Source organism: Archangium sp. Cb G35 (assembly GCF_001896145.1).
Classification (GTDB): Bacteria; Myxococcota; Myxococcia; order Myxococcales; family Myxococcaceae; genus Archangium; species Archangium violaceum.
This window is the reverse complement of sequence record NZ_MPOI01000005.1, coordinates 281160-303828: the sequence shown is the minus strand read 5'-3', so window position 1 is coordinate 303828 and position 22669 is coordinate 281160. Positions and strand designations below refer to the sequence as shown.

The window sequence follows — 22669 nt, the reverse complement described above, 5'->3', positions numbered from 1 at the left end:
GCTCCACCGATGGAGGAATCGATGTCCCCCGACGAGGCCCCCGAACCGTCACCACGCAAGAAGACCGCACGGGAGACCGCCGCCCCGGGTCCCAGGACGTTGGCCATCGACATCGGAGGAAGCGGACTCAAGGCACTCGTGCTCGGACCGGATGGGAAGCCGCTCACCGAGCGCCAGCGGGTGGCCACTCCGAAGCCCTCCACGCCCAAGGCCGTGATGGGCGCGCTGAAGAAGCTGATCAAGCCCCTCGGCACGTTCGATCGCGTCTCCGTGGGCTTCCCTGGCGTGGTGGAGGAAGGGGTGACGAAGACGGCTCCCAACCTCCACAAGAGCTGGGCGGGCTTCCCGCTCGCCGAGGAGCTGCTCAAGGTCACGGGCCGCCCGACGCGCGTGCTCAACGACGCCGGAGTGCAGGGGTTCGGCGTCATCGAGGGACGCGGCGTGGAGATGGTCCTCACGCTGGGCACCGGCATGGGCTGCGCCCTGTACGTGGATGGCAAGTACGTGCCCAACCTGGAGCTCGCCCATCACCCTTTCCGTCACGAAAAGACGTATGAGGAGTACGTGGGCAACGCCGCGCTGAAGCGCGTGGGCCACAAGAAGTGGGTCAAGCACGTGCAGCGGGTACTGGAGCAGATCCAACCCATCTGGAACCCCCGGAAGATCTACGTGGGAGGCGGCAACGCCCGGCTGCTCGACACCCCGCTCCCCGAAAACGTGCAGATCACCGAGAACGTCGCCGGGCTGCTGGGGGGCTTCGCGCTCTGGAAGGACGAGCCCGTGCCGCGCTGAGCCCGCCGGCGTCACTCCCGCCCGGCCACGCCGGAGGGGAAACGGGCCCGGCAGAGCGAGCGGGCCTGGAGGAGGGTCCGCTCGACCGCGCGAATCCACGGAGCGGGAAAGCGCGAGGGCTCGCGCATCCACGAGGCGAGGCTCGGAACCGCCTGGGCGATGCCCCCGTACTCGTCCGCCACGGCGGCCGCCAGCAGCTCTCCCGCCCCACGCAACCGTTGGCTCCACTCCGGACCCACGCGCGCGTCGAAGTCCTCTCCGAACATGCGCAGCTCGTCGTCACCGAGGATCCGGCGCCGCTCCCCGGCCATGCGCTCCGCGACCCGGGACAGCACGTCATACGCCCGCCGGTGCATGGGCTTCGCGTGGACGAGCTCACGGGAGAGCACCCGCAGGTGGCGCTCCAGCATGAGGCGCGGCATGCCTCGGTTGGCCAGCAGCCCGCCCAGCCAGGAGATGTGTTTCCACACCTGCGCCTCGCCCTGTCCGCCGAGCGTCACCAGCCATGCGCTGTCGCTCCAGGAGAACTGACGGCCGTGCTCGCCGTAGCGCCAGGCGTAATAGGGAAACTCCTCCCAGGAGGCCTCGGCGGCACGCAGGGCGGCGCGCAGCTCGTCGAGGTCCGTGGTGATGGGATGTGATCCGGCATCCCGGTTGAGCCACCACGCGGGCGGGTGCTCGCGAGGAGGATGGAGCGCGTCGAGCAGATTCCGGACGAGGGTGAAGCTCTCGCCCACCGTGCGAAGCACCCCCTCTTCCTCCGCGGCATCCAGCGCCCTGCCCTCGAGCCACTGCGCGAAATCACTCCAGGGAGACGTGCCAGGAAGAGGGAGGAGGGCCAGGCGCAGCGCGTAATGGTAGCCGAGCAGGGACAGCGGCTCGCGGTGCGCCGCGGAACGCATCCGCTCCCCGAGCGCGATGGCGCCGATGACGACAGGGCTCTCGAGCCTGTCCTGGGGCGCGCTGGAGACGAGGCCCGCATCGAGGAGCGGATGAACGGGCGGAGCCTCGGCCCCGAGCGCCATCAGGGCGGGATGGGACGTGGCGGCGAGCGCCTGTGTCAGCGCCTCATGAAGGAGGGCGAGCGCTTGATGCAGAGCGCGCTGGCTCCCGGGCGGCAGGGTCCGGTTCGCGAGGGCCCGGAAGCAGGGCAGTGACTCCACACAGGCATGGTGCGCCTGACTCTCGTTCCGCAGCCGATCCACCAGTGGCATGTCTTCCCCCCTGTCCGTTCCGAGCCTGGCGCCGCCCCCTACCATCGCTCGCCTCCATGCCCGCCCTCCAACCATTCCACGGAGCGCAAGGCGGTGCAGCCCCGCACGGTGTCTCGCGATGCACACGATGAGGGGACGACGCGTGTCCATCTCTGGAACACGTGGCGCGGACACTCACACCAGGAGCGACGCCATGGACAAGAAGGAATGGCTCGAGCGGCCCATGGGCATCCCCGTGGACCCGAACAAGCAGAAGGACCCCGAAGAGCATGGCGACCGGGTTCCCGCCGAGGGCCGGGCCGAGCACTTGAATGACGTGACCGAACAGAACGGCGGCCAGCGCTCCGAAGTGGGCTCGCCCTGGAACGACAGGAGCCTGGAGCGGGGCCTGTCCGACGAATACGACAAGCACGGCGGGCGCGGTGTGCCCAAGCGGGACGAGCCCAAGGACGACTGAGCTCCGTCCGGTCAGCGCACGGGAGCGAGGTGCTCAGGTGGGCTGAGAACCTTCGCCCTCCCGTCGCAGCTCGGGCGGCACCGGGGCGTGCAGCACCAGACGTTCCCCCGAGAGCGGATGCACGAAGCACAGGCGCTCGGCGTGCAGCAGGTAGCCGAGATCTCCAGGCAGACCCGGCTCCCCGGCGAGCGGCACGCCCCCCGCGCCGTAGAGGGGATCGCCTTCGAGCGGATGACCGATGGCGGCCAGGTGGATGCGGATCTGCTGGGGCCGGCCCGTCAGGATATCGACCTCGAAGAGGGTGCTCGCCGCGCGCCGTTCGAGCACGCGCGCATGGCTCCGGGACGCCTTGCCCTCTGGAGCTACGCCATGGGTCAAGCCCAGGCGCGGGTGCGCCACCATGCCAATGGGCGCCGTGATGTCGTAGCGCTCCTCGGTGGCCACGCCACTCGAGAGCGCCCGGTAGCGCTTGTCCACCTCGTGCTCGCGCCAGGCGCGCGACAGCTTCGCCGCAGCGTCGTGGGTGCGAGCGAAGAGCACGAGCCCGGAGGTGCCGCGTCCCAGCCGGTGCAGGGGGCTCGCCTCCGGGAAACGCTCCCGGACGACACCCAGCAAGGTGTTGGCGAGAAAGTTCCCACCCGGCATCATCGGCAGCCCGCCCGGTTTGAGGACCGCGAGGAGCGCCTCGTCCTCGTGCACGATGGAATAGTCGCGCGGCGCGTCCTGCTCCTCCCAGGGCGGCCGGTTCCAGACGAGCCTCTGGCCGGGCTTCAGGCGCTCCTCACCCGTCGCGGGGGTGTCATCCAGGAGGACCTCGCCCCGGGCGAGCCGCTCCCGCCACACCGCCTCCGGGGAGTGCCGGTACGAATCAATCAAATAGGAGAGCGTGGTCTGTCCTCGCGCCCGAGCTCCCAGTTGCTCACGGTAGGCGTAGCCCTCGTTGAGCCGCATGCCTCACTCGCCCCGCTCGACGTCCGCTCGCACCACCGTCACCTCGCTCCGCTCATGGAGCCAACCTCTTACTACGAGATCCCTCTTCCGTCCGGAGAGCAGGCGGACGGCCAGACCCTGTCCTTCCAGGCGGCCCCGTGGCCGCACCTCCCCGTGAGCGTTATCCCAAAAGCCGGATGAACGTCTCCCCCGTGCTCGACAGGCAGCCGCTCGTGACGGTGACCTCCGATGGGCTCTACTGCCCACAGGGGGATTTTCACATCGACCCCTGGCGGCCCGTGGCCCGCGCCCTCATCACCCACGCGCACGGGGACCACGCCCGCTGGGGAAGCCAGCGCTACCTGGGCACGAGTCCCTCCGTGGGCCTGCTGCGCAAGCGCCTGGGAGCGGAGGCGAACATCTCCACGCTCGGCTACGGCGAGCGGCTGAAGCTCGGAGACGTGACGGTGAGCTTCCACCCCGCGGGCCACGTGCTGGGCAGCGCTCAAATCCGCATCGAGCACCGGGGCGAGGTGTGGGTGGTGTCCGGCGATTACAAGCGCGACCCGGACCCGACGTGCCTGCCCTTCGAGCCCGTACGCTGTGACACCTTCATCACCGAGGCCACGTTCGCCCTGCCCATCTACCGCTGGGACGACACGCGGCTCGTCGCACAAGAGGTGCTGCGCTGGTGGGACGGCAACCGCGAGGCGGGCCGGGCCTCGGTGCTCTTCTGCTACGCGCTGGGCAAGGCACAGCGGCTGCTCGCCGAGCTGGCCCGGCTCACGGACCGCGAGGTGCTGGTGCACGGCGCCACGCACGCGCTGGTGGAGTGCTACCGCGAGGCCGGCGTGCGGATGCTCCCCACCCGCCCTGTTTCCGAGCTGGAGAAGGGGACCTCGTACGCGGGAGCGCTCGTGCTGGCGCCGCCCAGTGCCGCCGGCTCCACGTGGATGCGCCGCTTCGGCGAGCACGAGACGGGTTTCGCCTCGGGATGGATGCGGGTGCGAGGCAACCGGAGGCGCCGGGGCTATGACCGGGGCTTCGTCCTCTCGGACCACGCGGACTGGCCGGGGCTGCTGCGCACCGCGAAGGAGACGGGCGCCTCGCGCATCCTCGTCACCCACGGCTCCAGCGACACGCTCGCGCGCTACCTGCGCGAGAACCTGGGCCTCGACGCCGCACCGCTCTCCACTCCCTTCGAGGGCGAGACGGAGGACTGACCCGTGCACCGGCTCGCGGATCTCTACGAGGCGCTCGACGCCACCACATCCACCAACGCCAAGGTAGAGGCGCTGGTGGGTTACTTCCGGGACACGCCCCCCGAGGACGCCGCGTGGGGGCTGTTCTTCCTCACCGGCCGCCGCCTCAAGCGCCTCATCCCCTCGAAGGCCCTGCGCCAGTGGGTCCGCGAGCTGACCGATACCCCCGAGTGGCTCTTCGACGAGACGTATGCCGTCGTCGGCGACCTCGCCGAGGTCATCGCCCTCCTGCTCGACCAGACCGAGCGCCCCGCCACCACCGAGGAGCTGCCCCTGTCCCGCTGGATGGAGGAACGGGTGCTGCCCCTCGCCGGGCTCTCCCTCCCCGAGCAGCGCGAGCGCGTCACCGGCTGGTGGCACGTGCTCCCCCGCCGCGAGCTGTTCCTCTTCAACAAGATGCTCACCGGCGAGCTGCGCGTCGGCGTCTCCGACACGCTCGTGGTCCGCGCCCTCGCCCAGCACGCCGGGCTGCCTCCGGCCGCCGTGTCCCATCGCCTCATGGGCACCTGGGCTCCCTCCCGCGCCTTCTTCGAGCAGCTCGTCGCCCCGGATGTCTCCGATGGGGACCGCTCGCGCCCCTATCCGTTCTACCTCGCCAGTCCCCTGGAGCAGCCCCCTGCTCAGCTCGGCGAACGCGACACCTGGCTCGTCGAGTGGAAGTGGGATGGCATCCGCGGCCAGCTCATCCGCCGCCAGGGTGGCGTCTACCTGTGGAGCCGCGGCGAGGAGCTCATCACCGAGCGTTTCCCGGAGATCGCCGAGGCCGCCGCCAGCCTCCCCGACGGCACCGTGCTCGATGGCGAGGTGCTCGCCTACGCCGACGGGCAACCCCTCCCCTTCAGCCGCCTCCAGCGCCGCATCGGACGCCAGAAGCTCACCGCCCGGGTGCTCGCCGAGGCTCCCGCCGCCTTCATGGCGTACGACCTGCTCGAGCAGGATGGGGAGGATCTCCGTGAGCTGCCCCTGCGGGAGCGGCGTGCGCGTCTGGAGGCACTGCTGCGCGACCGGCCGATGTTCCCCGTGTCACCGGTCATCACGGCCCCCACGTGGGAGGCCCTCGCCGAGGCCCGGCATGAGTCCCGCTCGCGCAACGTCGAGGGATTCATGATCAAGCGCCTCGAGTCCACCTACCAGCACGGCCGCAAGCGCGGGGACTGGTGGAAGTGGAAGATCGATCCCTTCACCGTCGATGCCATCCTGCTCTACGCGCATCCCGGCCACGGGCGGCGGGCCTCGCTCTACACGGACTACACGTTCGCCATCTGGAAGGGCGAGGAGCTGTTGCCCATCGCCAAGGCGTACTCGGGCCTCACCGACGAGGAGATCGCCCGGCTCGACCGGTGGATCCGCGCGCATACCCGCGAGAAGTTCGGCCCCGTCCGCTCCGTCGAGCCCCTCCAGGTCTTCGAGCTCCACTTCGAGGGCATCGCCGCCTCCCCTCGCCACAAGTCGGGGATTGCCTTGAGATTCCCTCGCATCGCCCGCTGGCGCTCGGACAAGACACCGCGTGACGCGGATTCGCTCGAGCGTCTCGAGGAGCTGCTCCATGCCCCCGCGTAGGCGCTCACGGAGCGGCACGGGTCTTCGTGTAGACCCTCACCCCGTCCCTCTCCCAGAGGGAGAGGGCTCAACCCGGGTACACGTGGCACCCTCACCCCCGTCCCCTCTCCCGGAGGGCGAGGGAACAGAACTCCTCTCCTGGTTCAGGGCGCAGGGGTGGGAACCGTTTCCCTTTCAGCTCGAGGCCTGGGAGGCGTATGCCCACGGGCGAAGTGGGCTCATCCATGTGCCCACCGGCGCCGGGAAGACCTATGCCGCCTATATCGGCCCCCTCGCCGAGGTCGCTCGTCATCGACAGAAGGGGCTGCAGATCCTTTATGTCACTCCCCTGCGCGCCGTCTCCCGGGACATCGAGCTCGCGCTGAACGCGCCATTGTCCGCGCTCGACGCTGACATCACCGTGGAGAGCCGCACCGGAGATACCTCTTCCTCCGTCCGCCGGCGCCAGCGCGAGCGGCTTCCCGAAGTCCTCATCACCACCCCCGAGTCCCTCTCGCTCCTCTTGTGCAACGAGCGCGCGCACGAGCTCTTCGCCACTCTGCGCTGTGTCATCGTCGACGAGTGGCACGAGCTGCTCGGCTCCAAGCGTGGCACCCAGGTGGAGCTCGCCCTCGCCCGGCTGCGCCGCTTCGCGCCCGCCCTGCGGACCTGGGCCCTCTCCGCCACCCTCGCCAACCTCGACGAGGCCGCTCGGGCCGCCGTGGGTCCCCACGTCACGCCCACCTTCATCCGCGCCGGGCTCGACCGCCCCGTCCGCGTCGAGACGCTCCTGCCCGACTCCGTCGATGCCTTCCCCTGGGCCGGGCACCTCGGCTTCTCGATGCTGCGCAAGGTGGCGGATTGGCTCGACCCCGAGCGCGCCACCCTCCTCTTCACCAACACGCGCTCCCAGGCCGAGCGCTGGTACGAAGGCCTCCGCTTCCTCCACCCCGAGTGGGAGGACGTCCTCGCGCTCCACCACGGCTCCATCGACCGCGAGGCCCGCGAGCGCGTGGAGGGTGGGCTCAAGGACGGCAGCGTGCGCCTCGTCGTCGCCACGTCCTCGTTGGACCTCGGGGTGGACTTCGGCCCGGTGGAGCGCGTGGTGCAGGTGGGGAGCCCCAAGGGCATCGCCCGCACCCTCCAGCGCGCCGGCCGCAGCGCCCACCGCCCCGGCGCCACCGCGCACCTGCTCTTCGTCCCCACCCATGCCCTCGAGCTCGTGGAGATGAGCGCCGCCCGCGAGGCGCTCGCCCACGGAGAGGTGGAGCCCCGCGCGCCCCTCCGCCAGCCGTTGGATGTGCTCGCCCAGCACCTCGTCACCTGCGCGCTCGGTGGCGGTTTCACCCGCGACGCCCTGCTCGCCGAGGTGCGTGACACGCTCGCCTACCAACAGCTCTCCGAGGAGGATTTCGACCGCACCCTCGTGCTGGTGACGGAGGGCGGCCCCACGCTGCGCGCCTACCCGCAGTTCCGCCGTGTCCAGCGGCTGGAGGACCGGTACGTGGTGGCGGACACGCGCGTGGCCCGGCTCCACAAGCTCAACGTGGGCACCATCTCCGCCAACGCCTCGGTGGAGCTGCGCTACCTGAAGGGCGCCCGGCTCGGCACCGTGGAGGAGTCCTTCGTGAGCCGCCTGCGCCCGGGCGACACCTTCCTCTTCGCCGGCAAGCGGCTCGAGTTCCGCCTCATGAAGGACCTCACCGCCTACGTGAAGGCCGCGAAGGAGCGCGCCTCGGCCACGCCCCGCTGGAGTGGCGGACGGCTGCCCCTCTCCGGTTCGCTCGCCGCCGCCGTGCGCCGGACCTTCCACGCCGTGCGCCACGGGCAGCTCACCACCGCCGAGTTGGAAGCGGCCCGCCCCGTGCTGGAGGCGCAGTCCCGCCTGTCCCGGCTGCCCTCGCGCGACACGTGCCTGGCGGAGTTGTGCCAGACCCGAGAGGGCCACCACCTCTTCCTCTATCCCTTCGAGGGACGGCTGGTGCACGAGGGACTCGCCGCGCTGCTGGCCCTGCGCCTCACGCGGCTGCAGAAGGCCACCTTCAGCCTGGCGGTGAACGACTACGGCCTGGAGCTGCTCACGCCCTCGCCCTTCCCCTTCGAGGAGGCGCTGCGCCCCGCGCTCTTCACCCGCGAGCGGCTGGTGGAGGACATCCTCGAGAGCGTCAACCTGGGCGAGCTGGCGCGGCGCCAGTTCCGTGACGTGGCGCGCGTGGCCGGACTGGTGCTGCCGGGGCTGCCCGGGGCGCGCAAGTCCACGCGCCAGGTGCAGGCGAGCGCGGGCCTGCTCTATGACGTCTTCGCGCGCTACGAGCCGGACCACCTGCTGCTCGCCCAGGCACGGCGCGAGGTGCTGGAGCAACACTTTGAACAGGTGCGGCTGGTGAGCACCCTGGAGCGGCTGGGGGGCTCGCCGCTGGAGTGCATCCACGTCCCACGGCCGACGCCGCTGGGCTTTCCGCTCGTCGTCGAGCGTATCGGCGCCACCGTTTCCAACGAATCGCTGCTGGAGCGTGTGGAGCGAATGAAGGAGAAATGGCTGCGAGAGGACTCCCTGTCCGCCTAGGCGGCACCGAGGTGGAGCTGCGCCCCGAGCGCGCCCTGTACTGGCCCGAGGGCGGCGTGCTGGCGGTGGCGGATCTGCACTGGGGCAAGCCGGAGAGCTTCCACCAGCACGGCATTCCGCTGCCCCCCGAGGTGCTGGAGGACGACCTCGCGCGGCTCTCCGCTGCATTGCGTGCCACGGGGGCTCGCAGGTTGCTGCTGGTGGGGGACTTGGTCCACTCGCGCCGGGGCCTCACACCCGAGGTGGTGCGGCGCGTGGCCGACTGGCGCACGGAGCACGACGTGGAGATGGTGCTGGTGCGCGGCAACCACGACCGGCACCTGGACGCGCTGCCCGCCGCGTGGCGGATGCAGATGTTGGAGCCACACCTGGACGAGGGCCCCTTCCGCTTCGCGCACCACCCGGAGCCCGCGCGGGGACACTACGTCTGGGCCGGCCACCTCCACCCCACGGTGCGCCTGAGCACGGGGGCGGACCGGCTGCGCCTGCCATGCTTCCACCTGGGCACGGGCGTGGGCGTGCTACCCGCCTTCAGCGCCTTCACCGGGGGCATGGACATCCGTCCCAGCGCGGGCGAACGCCTCTTCGCCATTGCCGGAGACGCCGTGGTGGAAGTGCCATCTCCGCGCTCGTCTCGAGGAGCCCGCGGCCGATGAGTCTCAAGCACCCGGACATCAGCCACACCCACTCGGGAATGCGTGTCGCGCGCCCCGCAGTTCCCGCCGCTCACGCCCAGAGTCGTTGACGACGGGGAGCCAAAGTGATGAAGCGGAGTCACCCGTACGCGATGCCCGTCCGGGGCGACCACCATAATGACAGCCAGACACCAGAAGGGCCCGGCCTCCACCTCGGAGCCGGACCCTGCGTGCGTCAGGAGACGTCAGAGACTGGTGGAATGTCCTACAAATTTTTCGACATAATCAGGAGCGGTGTCAGTCGATCCATTCGTGCATCTTGGGGCGAGTCCAGGACTAGGCAAACGGGTGGGCGTAGAGGTGATCCGTGCCGTGGCTCACACGGCGCGTCTACCGAGGAGCTGTCATGAGTTCGCGCAAGGCGGCTGGGCGTCCGCCGCGCACGACGAACAAGCCCAAGACGGGCAACTCGAAGAAAGCCGCAGCACCGCTGCGACAATTGCCGGGCGCCGCCATGGAGAAGACCGCCCGCGTGCCCGGCGCCCACCTCGAGGCCGAGGTGGCGACACTCGTGCACGACATCGGCGTGATGATCGACGCCGCGCGGAGGCAGGTGTCGGTCACCGCGAACGCCACGCTCGTGACTCTGTACTGGCAGATCGGCCACCGTGTCCGCACGGAGGTGCTCGAGGGGCAGCGAGCGGAGTACGGCGTCCAGGCCGTGCCCACCGTGGGCAAGCAATTGGAGGCCCGGTACGGACGGGGCTTCGGCGAGAAGAACCTGCGCCGGATGGTGCAGTTCTCCGCGGTCTTCCCCGACGTGGAGATTGTCGCAGCGCTGCTGCGAGAATTGGGGTGGACCCACTTCACGATGCTCATCCCGCTCAAGGACCCGCTGAAGCGCGAGTTCTACGCCGAGATGTGCCGGGCCGAGCGCTGGAGCACCCGTGACCTGCGACAGCAACTCGACGGCATGCTGTTCGAGCGCACGGCGCTCTCGAAGAAGCCGGAGGCGCTCATCCGCAAGGAGCTGTCCGCGCTGCGAGAGAAGGGCGAGCTCTCGCCGGCGCTCGTGTTCCGTGACCCGTACATGCTCGACTTCCTTGAACTCGCCGACACGTACAGCGAGAAGGACCTCGAGTCGGCGATCCTTCGCGAGATCGAGCGCTTCCTCCTCGAGCTGGGGACGGGGTTCGCCTTCGTCGAGCGGCAGAAGCGCATCACGCTCGACGGCGACGACTACTACCTCGACCTCCTGTTCTTCCACCGGCGCATGCAGCGGCTCGTCGCCATCGAGCTGAAGCTCGGCGACTTCAAGCCCGCCGACTCCGGGCAGATGGAGCTGTACCTGCGCTGGCTCGACCGCCATGAGCGCCAGCCATCCGAGCAGCCCCCGCTTGGCATCATCCTGTGCGCGGGCAAGAAGCGCGAGACGGTCGAGTACCTGGACCTCGACACGCGGGGCATCCATGTCGCCGAGTACCTGACGGAACTGCCCCCTCGTGAGGTGCTCGAGGAACGCCTGCACCGTGCCATCGAAGCAGCGCGGAACCGGCTCGTGCTGGAGGCCGGCGTCGACGCCGCGATCGACATCGCCCCGGCGCGCGGCGCGACGCTCAAACGCAAGGGGCGCAAGAAGTGACGACGGCTCCGCCGCACATCATCGTCTCGACGAAACCATCAGTCGCTCAAGGCCGTCATCCATTCGGACTGAGGGCCGCCGCCATCATCGCGTCCCAGAACATCTTCTCGTAGGCCTGGAAGAAGCGTGCCGCTCGGTGGAGCAACCGGGGTTCCACGCCCTGGTCCAATCCCTCCTGGATGATGGGAAGGATGGCGTCTTCGAGCGGAGGCAGGTTGGCGAAGCCATCCAGGAACGCGGTCTCCTGTTCCGTGAAGCCATAACGCGCTCGCAGCGCCCGGCTCATCCGCCCGCAGGTGAGTCCCCACGCGGGGAAGTTCACCAGGATGCCCACCGCGAACTCCGCCACGGACACGTTCGCCGCCATCCAGGCCATGTTCGTGGCGTAGGCGAAACCCTCGGGCGTGACCTCGTATCGCTCCAGGTCTTCCCGCGTCATCCCCAACTTGCCAGCCAGCACCCGCAAGCCCTCCAGCGCGGCGAACTCGCCCTGCAGGAGGCCATTGAGAAAACCGCCCGCGGGCGTGTGGCCAAATCGCTGCACCATCATCGCCATCGAGCGGAGGTCACTCGTGGCCACGTGGTACTGCGTCCCGGGAAACGCCCGCAGCGCGGCCACCGGCACCTCGCCCCGTTCCAGCGCCTCGGGATAGGGATGGCGGCGCAGTTGCTCGTCCACCTCCCGGAGTGCCGCGCTGATCTCCTTCACCACCTCGGCTGCTTTCCTCATGAAGAACCCTCCCTGAAGTGCAATCCCGTGACTCTTGCACTCCCTCGCCCCACAGGAAGCATGTTTGACTCGCTCGCAGTCACCCAGGAGGCAAACGGATGAGCGGGCAGGCAGGCGCACAGCTCGACAGCGAGTACTACGGCCTCTTCGTCGGCAGTGGCATCAACGTGTCCTACGCGCGGCCGCCAGGCGATGACGGGACCGCGATCGGCCGATACTTCCGGGAGAAGTCCGCGCCATATGAGCGGTGGCTCGAGCGCGCCCGCCCCGGCCTGGACGCATTCTTCGCACGCCTGGCCGCCGAGCAGCGCATTCCCCTCGTCCCCTTCTCCAAGCGGGCCGAGGAAATCCACGGAGTCATCATCGAGGACGTGGACTCCAGCGTCCTGGACCTCGGGGCCGAGCAGCACTTCCGCAGGTACCACCGTGGCCAACCCTGCGCCGTGACCCTGAACGGCTCCGGACGCCTGCCTGACTTCCAGACGCTCCAGCTTCGCTTCCTGGTCTCGACACGCGTGCGGCGGAGCGCGCTCGAGCCCGTCCTGCAGGGAGTGGCGGACATCCTCCTACGAGCCCACAGCGGGGTGTGACGGGGCTCATGGCAACCGTGGGGCCGTGTCCGGGGGGGCGCCTTCGCGGTCCTCGCTGAAGGGATTAGACTCGGCCCCGTGAGCCCTCCCCTGTCCGTCCTCATCGCCGATGACGAGCTCGTCGCCCGCAAACGTCTCTCGCGCCTGCTGACGGCCTTCCCCGATGTCACCGTCCACGGAGAGGCCGCCGATGGCGAGGCGGTGCTCGAGGCCGTCCGCGCCGGCGGGGTGGACGTGGTGCTGCTCGACATCCACATGCCCGGGCTCAGCGGCATGGACGCGCTCGCGCTGCTGCCCTCGGGCGGCCCCCACGTCATCCTCGTCACCGCCCACGCCGACCACGCGGTGGAGGCCTTCGAGCACGGCGCCGTCGACTACGTCCTCAAGCCCGTCGAGGCCTCGCGCCTGCAGAAGGCCCTGGAGCGGGTGCGCGTCCGGCTCGCCGCCAAGGCCCCGGAGCCGGGCAAGGGCTCCGCCATCGAGCAGCTCGCGCGGCCCCTGGCCCGCCTGCCCATCCCCACCCGCCAGGGCATCGTCCTGGTGGACCCCGGCACCATCTCCCACGCCACGCTCGAGGACGAGCTCGTCACCGTCTTCACCTCGCAGGGCGACTTCCTCACGGACTTCACCCTGCAGGAGCTCGTGGACCGGCTGCCCACCGAGGGCTTCTACCGGGTGCACCGCCGCGCCCTCGTCAACCTCGCCCACGTCACCCGGCTGGAGCCGCTGGAGACGGGCGGCTACCTCGCTCGCACCGCCCGCGGCCACATGGTGGAGGTGAGCCGCCAGTCCGCCCGCGAGCTGCGGCGCATGCTCGGCCTGCGCCGCGGCACCGAGGACGAATCCGGCCCGTGAGGCAGTGAGCCCCAGACGGGCTCAGGGCGACAGGCCGAACCGCGTCCGGAAGAAGTCCACCACGGCCCGCCGCGACGTCTCCGCCGTCTCCGGCGAGGGCACGATGTCCACCTCTCCGCCCTTGCCCGTGTGCGCGTACGGATCCGTGATGCGGATGGCCGGCTCCAGCCGATCCCACCCGTGCGTCGCGCCCGGGTAGACGGTCAGCGCCATGTCGTCGCGATCCGCGGGCGACAGGCTGTCCACCAGCCGCTGGCACGAGTCCGGATCGTCATACGCATCGGCCTCCCCCGCCTGGAGGAAGACGGGCGAGCCCGTGAGCTCACCGAACTCGTAGCCGGGGACGCGGTTGTAGACCCAGCACACCGGATAGAGGGGCGCGTGCGCCACGAAGCGCTGTCCCGGCTCGGCGCCCGACGCGTACTTCCGGGTGGCGCTCAGCATGGACATCACCCCGCCCCACGAGAACCCCATGATGCCGATGCGCGAGGCGTCGATGGACGGGTGCGAGGACAGGAACTTCAGCGCGCCCCACGCATCCGGCATCGTCTCGGACACGGCCCTCGGACGGCCCTCCGAGCCTCCGGACAGGCCACGGGCGGCCCACATGTCGATCTCCAGCGTGGCGATGCCCGCCTCGTGCAGCGCCTGGGCGTAGTAGCTGCCCCGCGTGTCCACGCCCCCCGAGCCGTGGGCAATCACCACCGCGGGCACCTTGCCCTGCGCACTCGTGGGAATGCTCAGCCGCCCCGCCACCTGCAGCGGCGTGGGCGCACCGAGCGCCGGAAAGGACACGTAGGAATGGCGGGCCACCGGTGTCTGGACCGGGTCCTCCTTCGGAGGCTCCTGCTGCGGGCACCCGCTCAGCACGGCCGCGAGCGCCAGACGGGCGATCCACGGCCTCACAACGAACATCTTCATGGCTCGACTCTCCCAGGGAAGGGGGTGGGAGCCACCATCCCTGGGAGGGGGCCGACACGCAGCCGGCCTTGTCGGTCACCTGTCCGCCCACCGACACGTGGGCGGGAGCAACTAGCGCGGAGCCAACACCACGCGGTTGGGACCGCTCGCCTTGGAGGAGCGCAGCGCCTTCTCCGCGGCGGAGATGAGCTCCTGCTCGTTGCGGGCCTGGTCCGGGAAGACAGCCACGGCGGCCGTCACCGTCACCTCGCCCACGTCGCTGCCGGTACCCTCCGGGAAGTCCAGCTCCTCCACCGCCTTGCGGAGCTTCTCGGCGTAGGTACGCGCCCGCTCCACGTCGGCATTGCAGAGGATGACGCCGAACACGTCCCAGTCGTACCGGGCGGCGATCTCCGAGGAGTTGTCGCTCCGGGCGTGGGTGACGGGATCCTCCATCATGTCCGTCACCATCTGCGCCACCCGGCGCAACAGCTTGTCGCCCTCGGCGTAGCCGCGCGAGAGGTTGAAGCGGCGGAAGCCATCGATGTCGATGAGCACCAGCGCCAGCTTCTGCTCCCGCCGCCGCGCACTCAGGAGGCCCGCGCTCAGCGCCTCCTGGAAGTAGCGGTGGTTGTAGAGGCTCGTCAGACCGTCCCGGAACGCCAGCCGCTCGCTCTCGGGGATGAGCGACTGGGAAGCGGCGCCCTTGGCATCCGCCTTCTGGGGCTCCGCCGTCTTGGGACGGGGCGTCATGGCGGGCGCACCCGGCGCGCCTGGCGCTCCTGGTGCACCCGGGGCTCCCGGCTTGCCCGCGGCGGGCTTGCCGGCACCTCCCCGGCCCAGTCCGAGCTGGTCCTTGAGCTCCTGCACCATCTTGTCGCGGATGGACAGCAGGGCGGCGTTGTGGACCGCCTGGCCCACCGTGTTCTTCAACTCCTGTTCCGTGAACGGCTTCGTGAGGAAGTGGTTCACTCGCGCTTCATTGATGGCCTTCTGCGCGTCCTCCAGCTTCTGGGACGCCGTCACCAGAATGCGCGCGGCATGGGGTTGTAGCTCGGCGACGCGCTTGAGGAGGTCGACCCCCATCAGCCCGTCACCAAGATTTTGATCCGATACGACCGCGTGCAGTTGTTCCCGCTGGAGGACTTCAAGTGCTTCTTCAGCGGACCGGGCAAGGAACACCGTGAAGTCCTTGCTCAGGTAGTACTGCATCAAGGCCAGCATCGTCCGGTTGTCCTCGACGACGAGGACCTTCGCAGCAACAGGCTCACTCACCAGGGCAGACCAACGCAACGAGGGGCATGGAAGACGGAGCCGAGCGTCGCAAAGGAAGGGGGCAGGCCGCAAGTCTCGAAGCGGGATTCCCTCACTTCAGTCCAGCGGCCACTCGTGGACCGGCCTGCCGGACGAAGCCAGGAGCATGTAACGTTCCAGCAGGGCCGCCAGAGCGTCCTGCCGGGGCATGTGGGCTTCCAACCGGGCCAACATCTTCCGTTGCCAGCGTGCCCCGGTACACTCCGCGCGAACCCGGGCCTGCACAATGGAGAGAAGCTCGTCCGCCTCCTCGGAGGCCACCCCTGCGTCCACGAGCCCCGCCCGGGCCACCGGCAGCAGCCGCTCCACCAGTTCCCCCGCGGACACCAGCCGCGGAGAGGGCGCGTGGCGCTCGGGCCACAGCAGCCTGGCGTCCAGCCCTTCCTTCGCCGCGCGGAGGAAGTTGCCCCGGGCGCAGGAGAAGGGAAGCCCCGGCAGCAGCGCCTCCATGTCCGAGCTCAGCCCCAGCGTGAGGCCCAGCAGCAGCGCGCCGTTGGCCAGCATATCCACCACCGTGGGGCCCGCGGGCAGCGCGCGCAGTTCTATCCGCACGTGGCCCGTGCCGCTCGGGTCGTAGATGGCGCGGTTCCAGCTCCACACAGTGCCCTGGTGCAGCCGCAGCTCGTCCAGACGGGGCAATCCGCCCCGGGACAGGCACTCCAGCGGGGACTCCGGCCCCAGCACCGGCAGCAGCGGCGGATAGAGGGCCACCGACTCGGCGAACAGCTCCAGCGCGCCCTGACGCACCCAGCCATGGCCGAACGTGACGCGCCCGTGCTGCGGCGCCTCGGACTGGGGCTCGCCCCGGTCATCCACCGCCTGGCGGAAGAGCGCCACGCGCGTCTCGTCCCACAGCCGCCGTCCCATGAGGAAGGGCGAGTTGCTGCTCACCGCGAGCACCACCGGCGTGGCCAGCTGGGCCGCGTTGTACATGCTCGCGAAGTCCGACGGGTCCACGCGCAGGTGGTACTGCAGCGAGGTGTTGGCGCCCTCCAGCGTCACGTCGTCCCACTCGAGGGTGAGCGTGTCCTCGCCGCCGATGACCACGCGCAGCGGCTCCTCCCGGCGCCGGCGGCGGATGGCGGCCGACAGCGCCCGGTAGCGCGGGAGCGCCGTCATCGAGCCCATGCCCAGGTCCTTCTCGCGCAGCGTGGGGAGGATGCCCGTCACCGCCACGCGCGCCCCTTGCGTGGCCGCCGCGCGCCGCACCTCGGCCAGCGCGCTCTCGAACTCCTCGCGCATCGCCGTGAAGGGCCGCCCCGCCAGCGGCCCCGGCCGCAGGTTGCACTCGAGGTTGAAGCGGTCGATCTCCACCGTCACCCGCGGGTCCATCGTCTGGCCCAGCACCTGCCGGTTCACCGGCAGCGGGAAGCCCGCGGCGTCCACCAGGAACATCTCCAGCTCGGCGCCAATGGTGCGCGGCCCCACGCCGAAGCCGGGACGCGCCAGAATCCGCCGGAGCGCCTCCAGACTGTCCGCCAGACGCTGGCTGAAGCGCTCGTACTCCTCGGGCTCGAAGGTCTCTTTCTGGATTTGAAGTCCCATATGGAGCGGAGATGAGCGGAGGTGTGATGCCCTAGGGGAAGGGCGTGGGTTGAGGAGCGGACTCGGAAGCGGACACGCCCGGACGGGAGGTGAGCTGCTCCAACAGCCGCCGTGCGAGGGAGAGCGCCTGCACCCGTATCTCGGGGATGGCCGTGCTCTCCCACAGGTCACCCCGGCGCAGGGGGCCCAGGGTGAAGAGCACGGAGGAGGCGCGGCCCTGCGCGTCGAGCAGGGAGCCCTCCTCGTCCGTGGCCAGGCCGAGCCCCAGCGCATCCGCGCGGGCGAGCCCGGACTCCAGCAGCCCGCGCAGCAGCGGGTGGCCCCGGCCGATGGAGGCATCGGGGCCGGTGCAGTTGATGACGTGCTGGACGCGGAACGTGGCCTCGCGCGAGAAGCCCCGGGGCCGGACGCGCGCCAGCACCCAGCCCTCGTCCGAGAGCTGGAAGCCACGCACGCGGGCCGAGTGGATGCGCAACACGCCGGCACGCTGGAGCTGCTCGAGCGTGTCGTTCACCGCGGGCGCCATCCGGTGGCGGTGCACGTCCCAGAAGGAGCGCAGGTGGCGCAGGAAGCGGCGGCGCTCGGGCTCCGGCAGGCCGCGCCACAGCGAGGCCGTCACCGGCCGCAGGGAGTCCATCACCGCGCGCCAGTCCCCGCCTTCGCCCGGGTGCCGGGAGTGGTGGCGCAGCGCGCCCAGGATGGAGCGGACGCGCTGGGGCTCGGCCAGGGCCACGGACGGGCCCGGCACCACGCCGGGACGGTGCACCTGCGGGAGCAACCCGTGCCGGGAGATGGCGTGGATGCGGCCCTCGTGGCTGCGCTCGGCCAGCGAGAGCACCGTGTCCACCATGGTCAGCCCCGTGCCGATGAGCAGCACCGAATGGTGGGGCCGCACACGACGCAGCGCGCCTTCCAGCCAGGGCGAGCGGATATAACGATGGCTCGCGTACAGGCCCCCGTCCGCCACCGGCAGGTCCGCGGGCAGGGCGTTGCCCACCGCCAGCACCACCGTGCTCGCCTTCAGCACCGGGCCCCGGACCAGCGCCACCCTCGCGCCGTCTCCCTCCTGGGAGATGGACAACACCTCGCCCTGGAGGAACTCCAGGCCCACCCCGGGGACCGCGCCCTCGCGCGCCTCGCGCAGCACCGCCTCCAGGTACTGGCCATAGCGCCTGCGCTGGACGAAATCACCCGGGCCCGTGTCCGGCTCGAGGCGGCGGATCCACCGGAGGAAGTGCTCGGGGTCCTCGGGGAAGGCGCTCATCCTCCCGGCGGGGACGTTGAGCAGATGACTGGCGTTCTCCGTGGAGTAGGCGAGGCCGGGACCCACACGCCCCGTGCGTTCCAGCAGGGCCACCCGGAGGGGCCCCGAGGCCTTCCTCAAGAGCTGTGCCGCCAGCAGCGTGCCGCTGGCCCCTCCACCGACCACCAGTACATCCCACCGCTGCTCGAATCTCACACCCCGACAGTAAACCCTGGGGGCGGCTCCCACATCCCCCCTTGACTGTCCAGGCTCCAGGCGGCCGTGCACGATTCTTGTCCTGAAGGGAAGGAGGAGAGGCCGGCCCGGGGCCTGCCCGGCCGCCCGCCCCCCATGAGCCGGGCGCCCAGGTGTGTTATCGCTCCGTGACGATGCAGCCCACGCCCCCCACCCCCCTGGTCAACCTGTACGACCTGCCCCGCGCCGCCCTCGGCGAGCTGCTCGCTGGCTGGGGTTACAGCGCCTACCACCGTGACCTGCTCTGGGAGGCCCTCTACCGCCAGCAGGTGGAATCGTTCGACGCCCTCACCGGGCTGCGGCCGGACCTCGTCCAGGCCCTGCGCGAGCGCACCCGCCTGGAGCGGCCCACCACCCACCACGAGGTCTTCAGCTCCGACGGCTTCACCCGGAAGCTGCTGCTGCGGCTGCGTGACGGGCAGACGGTGGAGACGGTCCTCATGCGGTTCAAGGGCCGGGCCACGGTGTGCCTCAGCACCCAGGCCGGCTGCGCCATGGGTTGCGTCTTCTGCGCCACCGGGCAGATGGGCTTCGTGCGCCACCTGACGCCCGGGGAAATCATCGGCCAGGTGCTGCACGTCACCCGCATCCTCCGCGAGACGAACGAGTCGCTGCGCAACGTGGTGCTGATGGGCATGGGCGAGCCCCTCCATAACTACGAGGGCACCATGGAGGCGGTGGACATCATGGTGGACCATTCGGGGCTGGCGCTGGCGCCGCGCTTCATCACCCTGAGCACCGTGGGCGTGGTGCCCGGCATCCGGCGGCTGGCGGACGAGGACAGGCCGGTGCAGCTCGCCGTCAGCCTGCACGGGGCCACGGAGGAGGAGCGCGGCGCGCTGGTGCCCGCGGCGCGCAAGTGGCCGCTCGCCGAGCTGATGGAGGCCTGCCGCTACTACTCGGAGAAGCGCAAGCGCCGCATCTTCTATGAGTGGGCGCTCATCTCCGGGAAGAACGACACGCCCGAGCAGGCGCACGCCCTGGGCCAGTTGCTGAAGGGGATGGACGCGCACGTGAACGTCATCCCGCTCAACCCCACGGTGGGTTACGCCCAGCGGCCCAGTGGCCCCGACGCCGTGCGCGCCTTCCAGGACATCCTCGCCAGCTACGGCCTGCCCAGCACCGTGCGCCAGCGCCGCGGCATCGACATCGACGCCGGCTGCGGCCAGCTCAAGGCCGCCGTGGAGCGCCCGCGCCGCGCTTCCCAGCCCACGGCCTCCTGAGACGAGGCCTCGCGCCAGGGCCGCCGGACGGAACGACGCTTCCCGGTGTGCCCGCCCGGGGAGCCTTGCGGCACCCCCTCCCCGACCCAAGCGTTTGACGAGGTGCTCCAGGAAGAGTCTCCGTGCGAAGCCTCGTCAGGGTGTCCGGTCCGTTGCTGTCCCTCCTCGTGCTTGTGTCCGCCTGCGCGCCCGTGGAGGAGCAACCCCCGCGCGTTGGCACCTTCCCCTGGCCGGGAAGCGGGCCCTTCTTCCTCTCCTCTCAGGGTGGACTCGACCGTGAGGAGCCGATGCGGCCCGAGCGGTTGCTGGACGTGCGGTCCCTCGAGGTGCTCGAGGAGGTCCGGTGATGAAGCGCGCCCGGCTGCCATCCCTTCCGCCGTTGCGCATCACCATCCCGGCGGTGCTGCTGCTCTTCGCCACCACGGTGGGCCTGTACGATCTGCATCAGAACACGCGCCTGGCCTGCCGCCGGGTGGAGGAGTTCACCCGCCAGGAGCTTGCCCGGCGCATGAGCGAGCAGAAGGAGCACCTGGAGCTCCTCCTGAACCTGCGCAAGACCGGGCGCGTCCAGGAGGAGGTCGCCAGCCTCGGGGCGGATCCCCACATCGAGGCCGCGCTGCTGCTCGACGACACCGGCCGGGTGGTGGCCTCGAACCGGCGCGTGGAGATGGGGCAACCGGGCCGGGCGCTCCATCCCGAGCTGTTCACCCCGGAGACGGAGCCGCTCGTCCAGCGGGCCCACGAGCACCTCGCGGGCAGCATCCAGACCACCGTGGATGGCGAGGACCTCGTGGCCCGCTACCCCGTACGGGTGTCCGGGGACGCTGGCGAGCCCACCTCCGAGCGGGTGTGGATGCTCGTGGTGCAGAGGGACCTTTCCGTCCTCAAGAATCAGGCGCGAGACCAGGTGCGCGCGAGCGTGGTGCAGCGCAGCGCCCTGCTGGCGGTCTTGGCGGGACTGCTCTGGCTCTTCTTCCACTTCGTCCTCACGCGCCGGGTGGCGCGGCTGGTCGCCACGGCCCAGCGCTTCGCCGCGCGCGACTGGGAGGCCCGCGGCGGGCTCACCGGGCGCGACGAGCTCTCCAGGGTGGGGCGCGCCTTCGACGAAATGGCCGAGCGCCTGCGCACCACCCAGTCCCAGCTCGAGGATCGCGAGTCCCACATCCGGCTGCTGCTCGACTCGGCCGCGGAGGGCATCTTCGGGCTGGACCTCGAGGGGCGCTGCACCTTCGTCAACCGCTCCGCGCTGCGGATGCTCGGCTACGCGGACGCCGGAGAGCTGCTGGGCCGGGATGCGCACCAGCTGTGGCACCACTCGCACGCGGATGGCTCGCCCTTTCCCCAGAGCGAGTGCCCCATCCTGCGGGCCCTGCACGAGGGACTCGAGGACCACGGCGAGTACGACGTCATCTGGCGCAAGGACGGCACGTGTTTCCCGGTGGAGCGCTGGTCGTACCCCATGCGCCAGGGCGGCGGGCAGGTGGGCATCGTGTCGACGTTCGTGGACATCACCACGCGCAAGCGCGCCGAGGAGGCGCAGCACTTCCTCATCGAGGCCAGCACGCAACTGGCGGAGCTGCACGACGAGACGCACACGCTGGAGCGGGTGGCGCGGCTGGCCGTTCCCCAACTGGGCCAGTGGTGCCTCGTGGACAGGGTGGATGACGTGGGCCGGTTGCACCGCGCGGCCTGGGTACACCAGGAGCCGGCCCGGCAGGAGCTGCTGCGGGAGCTGGCGGAGCTCGCCCCTCCGGACTGGAGCTCGCTCCAACCCACCGTGCGGGTATTGAGCACCGGCGAGCCCCTGCTCGCGGACGAGGCCCTCGCGGCCCTGCGCCACGCCGGGGACGCCGGCGCACGCTACCCGGAGCTGCTGCGGCGGCTCGGGACGCGGACCGCCATCGCTCTTCCCATCTCCGTGCGGGGACAGACGCTGGCGGCCCTGCTGCTGGTCTCGGACACGCCGGGCTTCCAGTATGGCCCGCATGAGCTGTCACTCGCCCGGGAGCTGGCCCGCCGCGCCTCGGTGGCCATGGACAATGCCCGGCTCTACCGCCAGTCCCAGGAGGCGGTGCGCCTGCGCGAGGACTTCCTCTCCGTGGCCTCCCACGAGTTGCACACGCCCCTCACGCCCCTGCGCCTGCACCTTCAGACCCTCCAGCGCGCGCTGGCCACCCGTGGAGACGGGGTGGGCACCGGGCGCCTCATGACCAAGGTGGACAAGGCGCTCGCGCAGGAGAGGCGCCTGTCCCAGCTCGTCGATGATCTGCTCGACGTCTCCCGCCTCACCTCCGGACGGCTCCGCCTGCGGCTGGAGCAGGTGGACCTGGTGGAGCTGACGCGGGACCTGGCCGAGCGCTTCTCCGAGCAGGCCCGGGCCGCCGGCTGCACGCTGCACGTCACCACCGCGGGCGCCACCACCGGCCAGTGGGACCGGATGCGCCTGGAGCAGGTGCTCACCAACCTCATCACCAACGCGCTGAAGTACGGCGTGGGCCACCCGGTGGATCTCCACGTCACCTCCTCGGGAGGGCGCGCGCACTGGAGCATCCGGGACCACGGCATCGGCATCGCGCCCGAGGATCTCGAGCGCATCTTCGGGCGCTTCGAGCGGGCGGTGTCCACGCGGCAGTACGGCGGACTGGGGCTGGGCCTCTACATCTCCCGGGAGATCGCCCGCGCGTCCGGAGGCGACATCCACGTGGAGAGCCGGCCGGGAGCCGGCGCCGTCTTCACCCTGGAGCTGCCGCTCGAACCGGCCCGGGACACACGCGACGGCACGGAAGTCCCCTCTCGGGAAACGGACCGGCCAGAGCCGCCATTCGCGTTCCCCGGGCCTTGAGCGCGCCTCACGCCTGGATGAGCGGGGATTTCGCCCAGAAGGCTCCGAGCGGCTTCAGGTGTAGATATCTACACCTGAAAATGTAACGAAAACACCCACACCAAGTGTAGACATCTACACCTGGAACGGGCCAGC

At 70.5% G+C, this 22669-nt stretch carries 19 protein-coding genes; 12 read left to right on the top strand and 7 right to left on the bottom strand.

What is annotated here, in order from left to right:
• Positions 1-21 precede the first annotated feature (21 nt).
• The gene (locus BO221_RS17565) at positions 22-792 is read left to right on the top strand and encodes an ROK family protein (protein ID WP_083681123.1); all 771 of its coding nucleotides are present in this window, start codon (positions 22-24) and stop codon (positions 790-792) included.
• An 11-nt stretch (positions 793-803) separates the two neighbouring features.
• Here the strand turns inward: BO221_RS17565 and BO221_RS17560 are convergent, their stop codons facing one another.
• Complete coding sequence (locus tag BO221_RS17560) at positions 804-2006, bottom strand: hypothetical protein (protein WP_073561610.1); 1203 nt, start codon at positions 2004-2006, stop codon at positions 804-806.
• 193 nt (positions 2007-2199) lie between these two features.
• On the opposite strand from BO221_RS17560, the gene BO221_RS17555 reads away from it, so the two are divergent.
• A complete protein-coding gene (locus tag BO221_RS17555; RefSeq protein WP_073561609.1) occupies positions 2200-2463 on the top strand; it encodes a hypothetical protein in 264 nt (87 codons plus the stop codon).
• A 33-nt stretch (positions 2464-2496) separates the two neighbouring features.
• On the opposite strand, the gene BO221_RS17550 is transcribed toward BO221_RS17555, so the two are convergent.
• Entirely contained in the window at positions 2497-3414 is a 918-nt protein-coding gene (locus tag BO221_RS17550) for an RluA family pseudouridine synthase (RefSeq protein ID WP_073561608.1), read from the bottom strand.
• A 176-nt stretch (positions 3415-3590) separates the two neighbouring features.
• On the opposite strand from BO221_RS17550, the gene BO221_RS17545 reads away from it, so the two are divergent.
• The 5 genes from BO221_RS17545 to BO221_RS17525 all read left to right on the top strand — a co-directional run bounded on the left by BO221_RS17545 (position 3591) and on the right by BO221_RS17525 (position 11037).
• Positions 3591-4616 (top strand): ligase-associated DNA damage response exonuclease, encoded by a 1026-nt coding sequence (locus BO221_RS17545; RefSeq protein ID WP_073561607.1) that lies wholly within the window; start codon positions 3591-3593, stop codon positions 4614-4616.
• Positions 4617-4619: 3 nt separating this feature from the next.
• Positions 4620-6215, top strand: coding sequence for an ATP-dependent DNA ligase (locus BO221_RS17540; protein WP_073561606.1), 1596 nt, complete (start codon positions 4620-4622; stop codon positions 6213-6215).
• Between the two features lie 82 nt (positions 6216-6297).
• Positions 6298-8760, top strand: a complete 2463-nt coding sequence (locus BO221_RS17535; RefSeq protein WP_073561605.1) for a ligase-associated DNA damage response DEXH box helicase — start codon at positions 6298-6300, stop codon at positions 8758-8760.
• Positions 8730-9416, top strand: coding sequence for a ligase-associated DNA damage response endonuclease PdeM (pdeM, locus tag BO221_RS17530; RefSeq protein ID WP_073561604.1), 687 nt, complete (start codon positions 8730-8732; stop codon positions 9414-9416). The genes BO221_RS17535 and pdeM overlap by 31 nt, the downstream gene beginning before the upstream one ends.
• Before the next feature lie 385 nt (positions 9417-9801).
• Positions 9802-11037 (top strand): YhcG family protein, encoded by a 1236-nt coding sequence (locus BO221_RS17525; RefSeq protein WP_233166082.1) that lies wholly within the window; start codon positions 9802-9804, stop codon positions 11035-11037.
• A gap of 55 nt (positions 11038-11092) precedes the next feature.
• Here the strand turns inward: BO221_RS17525 and BO221_RS17520 are convergent, their stop codons facing one another.
• Complete coding sequence (locus BO221_RS17520) at positions 11093-11767, bottom strand: hypothetical protein (RefSeq protein WP_083681121.1); 675 nt, start codon at positions 11765-11767, stop codon at positions 11093-11095.
• 98 nt (positions 11768-11865) lie between these two features.
• On the opposite strand from BO221_RS17520, the gene BO221_RS17515 reads away from it, so the two are divergent.
• Together BO221_RS17515 and BO221_RS17510 are read left to right on the top strand one after the other, a co-directional pair.
• Positions 11866-12357, top strand: a complete 492-nt coding sequence (locus tag BO221_RS17515) for a hypothetical protein (RefSeq protein WP_073561602.1) — start codon at positions 11866-11868, stop codon at positions 12355-12357.
• A 78-nt stretch (positions 12358-12435) separates the two neighbouring features.
• Positions 12436-13212, top strand: a complete 777-nt coding sequence (locus tag BO221_RS17510; protein WP_073561601.1) for a LytTR family DNA-binding domain-containing protein — start codon at positions 12436-12438, stop codon at positions 13210-13212.
• 21 nt (positions 13213-13233) lie between these two features.
• Here BO221_RS17510 and BO221_RS17505 read toward each other — a convergent pair whose 3' ends face one another.
• The 4 genes from BO221_RS17505 to BO221_RS17490 form a co-directional block, all read right to left on the bottom strand.
• The gene (locus BO221_RS17505) at positions 13234-14133 is read right to left on the bottom strand and encodes a dienelactone hydrolase family protein (protein WP_073561600.1); all 900 of its coding nucleotides are present in this window, start codon (positions 14131-14133) and stop codon (positions 13234-13236) included.
• A 111-nt stretch (positions 14134-14244) separates the two neighbouring features.
• A complete protein-coding gene (locus BO221_RS17500) occupies positions 14245-15387 on the bottom strand; it encodes a diguanylate cyclase domain-containing protein (RefSeq protein ID WP_143195504.1) in 1143 nt (380 codons plus the stop codon).
• Between the two features lie 96 nt (positions 15388-15483).
• Entirely contained in the window at positions 15484-16971 is a 1488-nt protein-coding gene (locus BO221_RS17495; protein ID WP_073561598.1) for a glutamate-cysteine ligase family protein, read from the bottom strand.
• A 31-nt stretch (positions 16972-17002) separates the two neighbouring features.
• Complete coding sequence (locus BO221_RS17490; RefSeq protein WP_073561597.1) at positions 17003-18430, bottom strand: FAD/NAD(P)-binding protein; 1428 nt, start codon at positions 18428-18430, stop codon at positions 17003-17005.
• A 173-nt stretch (positions 18431-18603) separates the two neighbouring features.
• Between BO221_RS17490 and rlmN the strand changes: the two genes are divergently transcribed.
• The 3 genes from rlmN to BO221_RS17475 all read left to right on the top strand — a co-directional run bounded on the left by rlmN (position 18604) and on the right by BO221_RS17475 (position 22534).
• Positions 18604-19692 (top strand): 23S rRNA (adenine(2503)-C(2))-methyltransferase RlmN, encoded by a 1089-nt coding sequence (gene rlmN / locus BO221_RS17485; protein WP_073561596.1) that lies wholly within the window; start codon positions 18604-18606, stop codon positions 19690-19692.
• A gap of 122 nt (positions 19693-19814) precedes the next feature.
• Complete coding sequence (locus BO221_RS17480) at positions 19815-20039, top strand: hypothetical protein (RefSeq protein ID WP_143195503.1); 225 nt, start codon at positions 19815-19817, stop codon at positions 20037-20039.
• Positions 20039-22534, top strand: coding sequence for a HAMP domain-containing histidine kinase (locus BO221_RS17475; RefSeq protein ID WP_073561594.1), 2496 nt, complete (start codon positions 20039-20041; stop codon positions 22532-22534). The genes BO221_RS17480 and BO221_RS17475 overlap by 1 nt, the downstream gene beginning before the upstream one ends.
• Positions 22535-22669 lie beyond the last annotated feature (135 nt).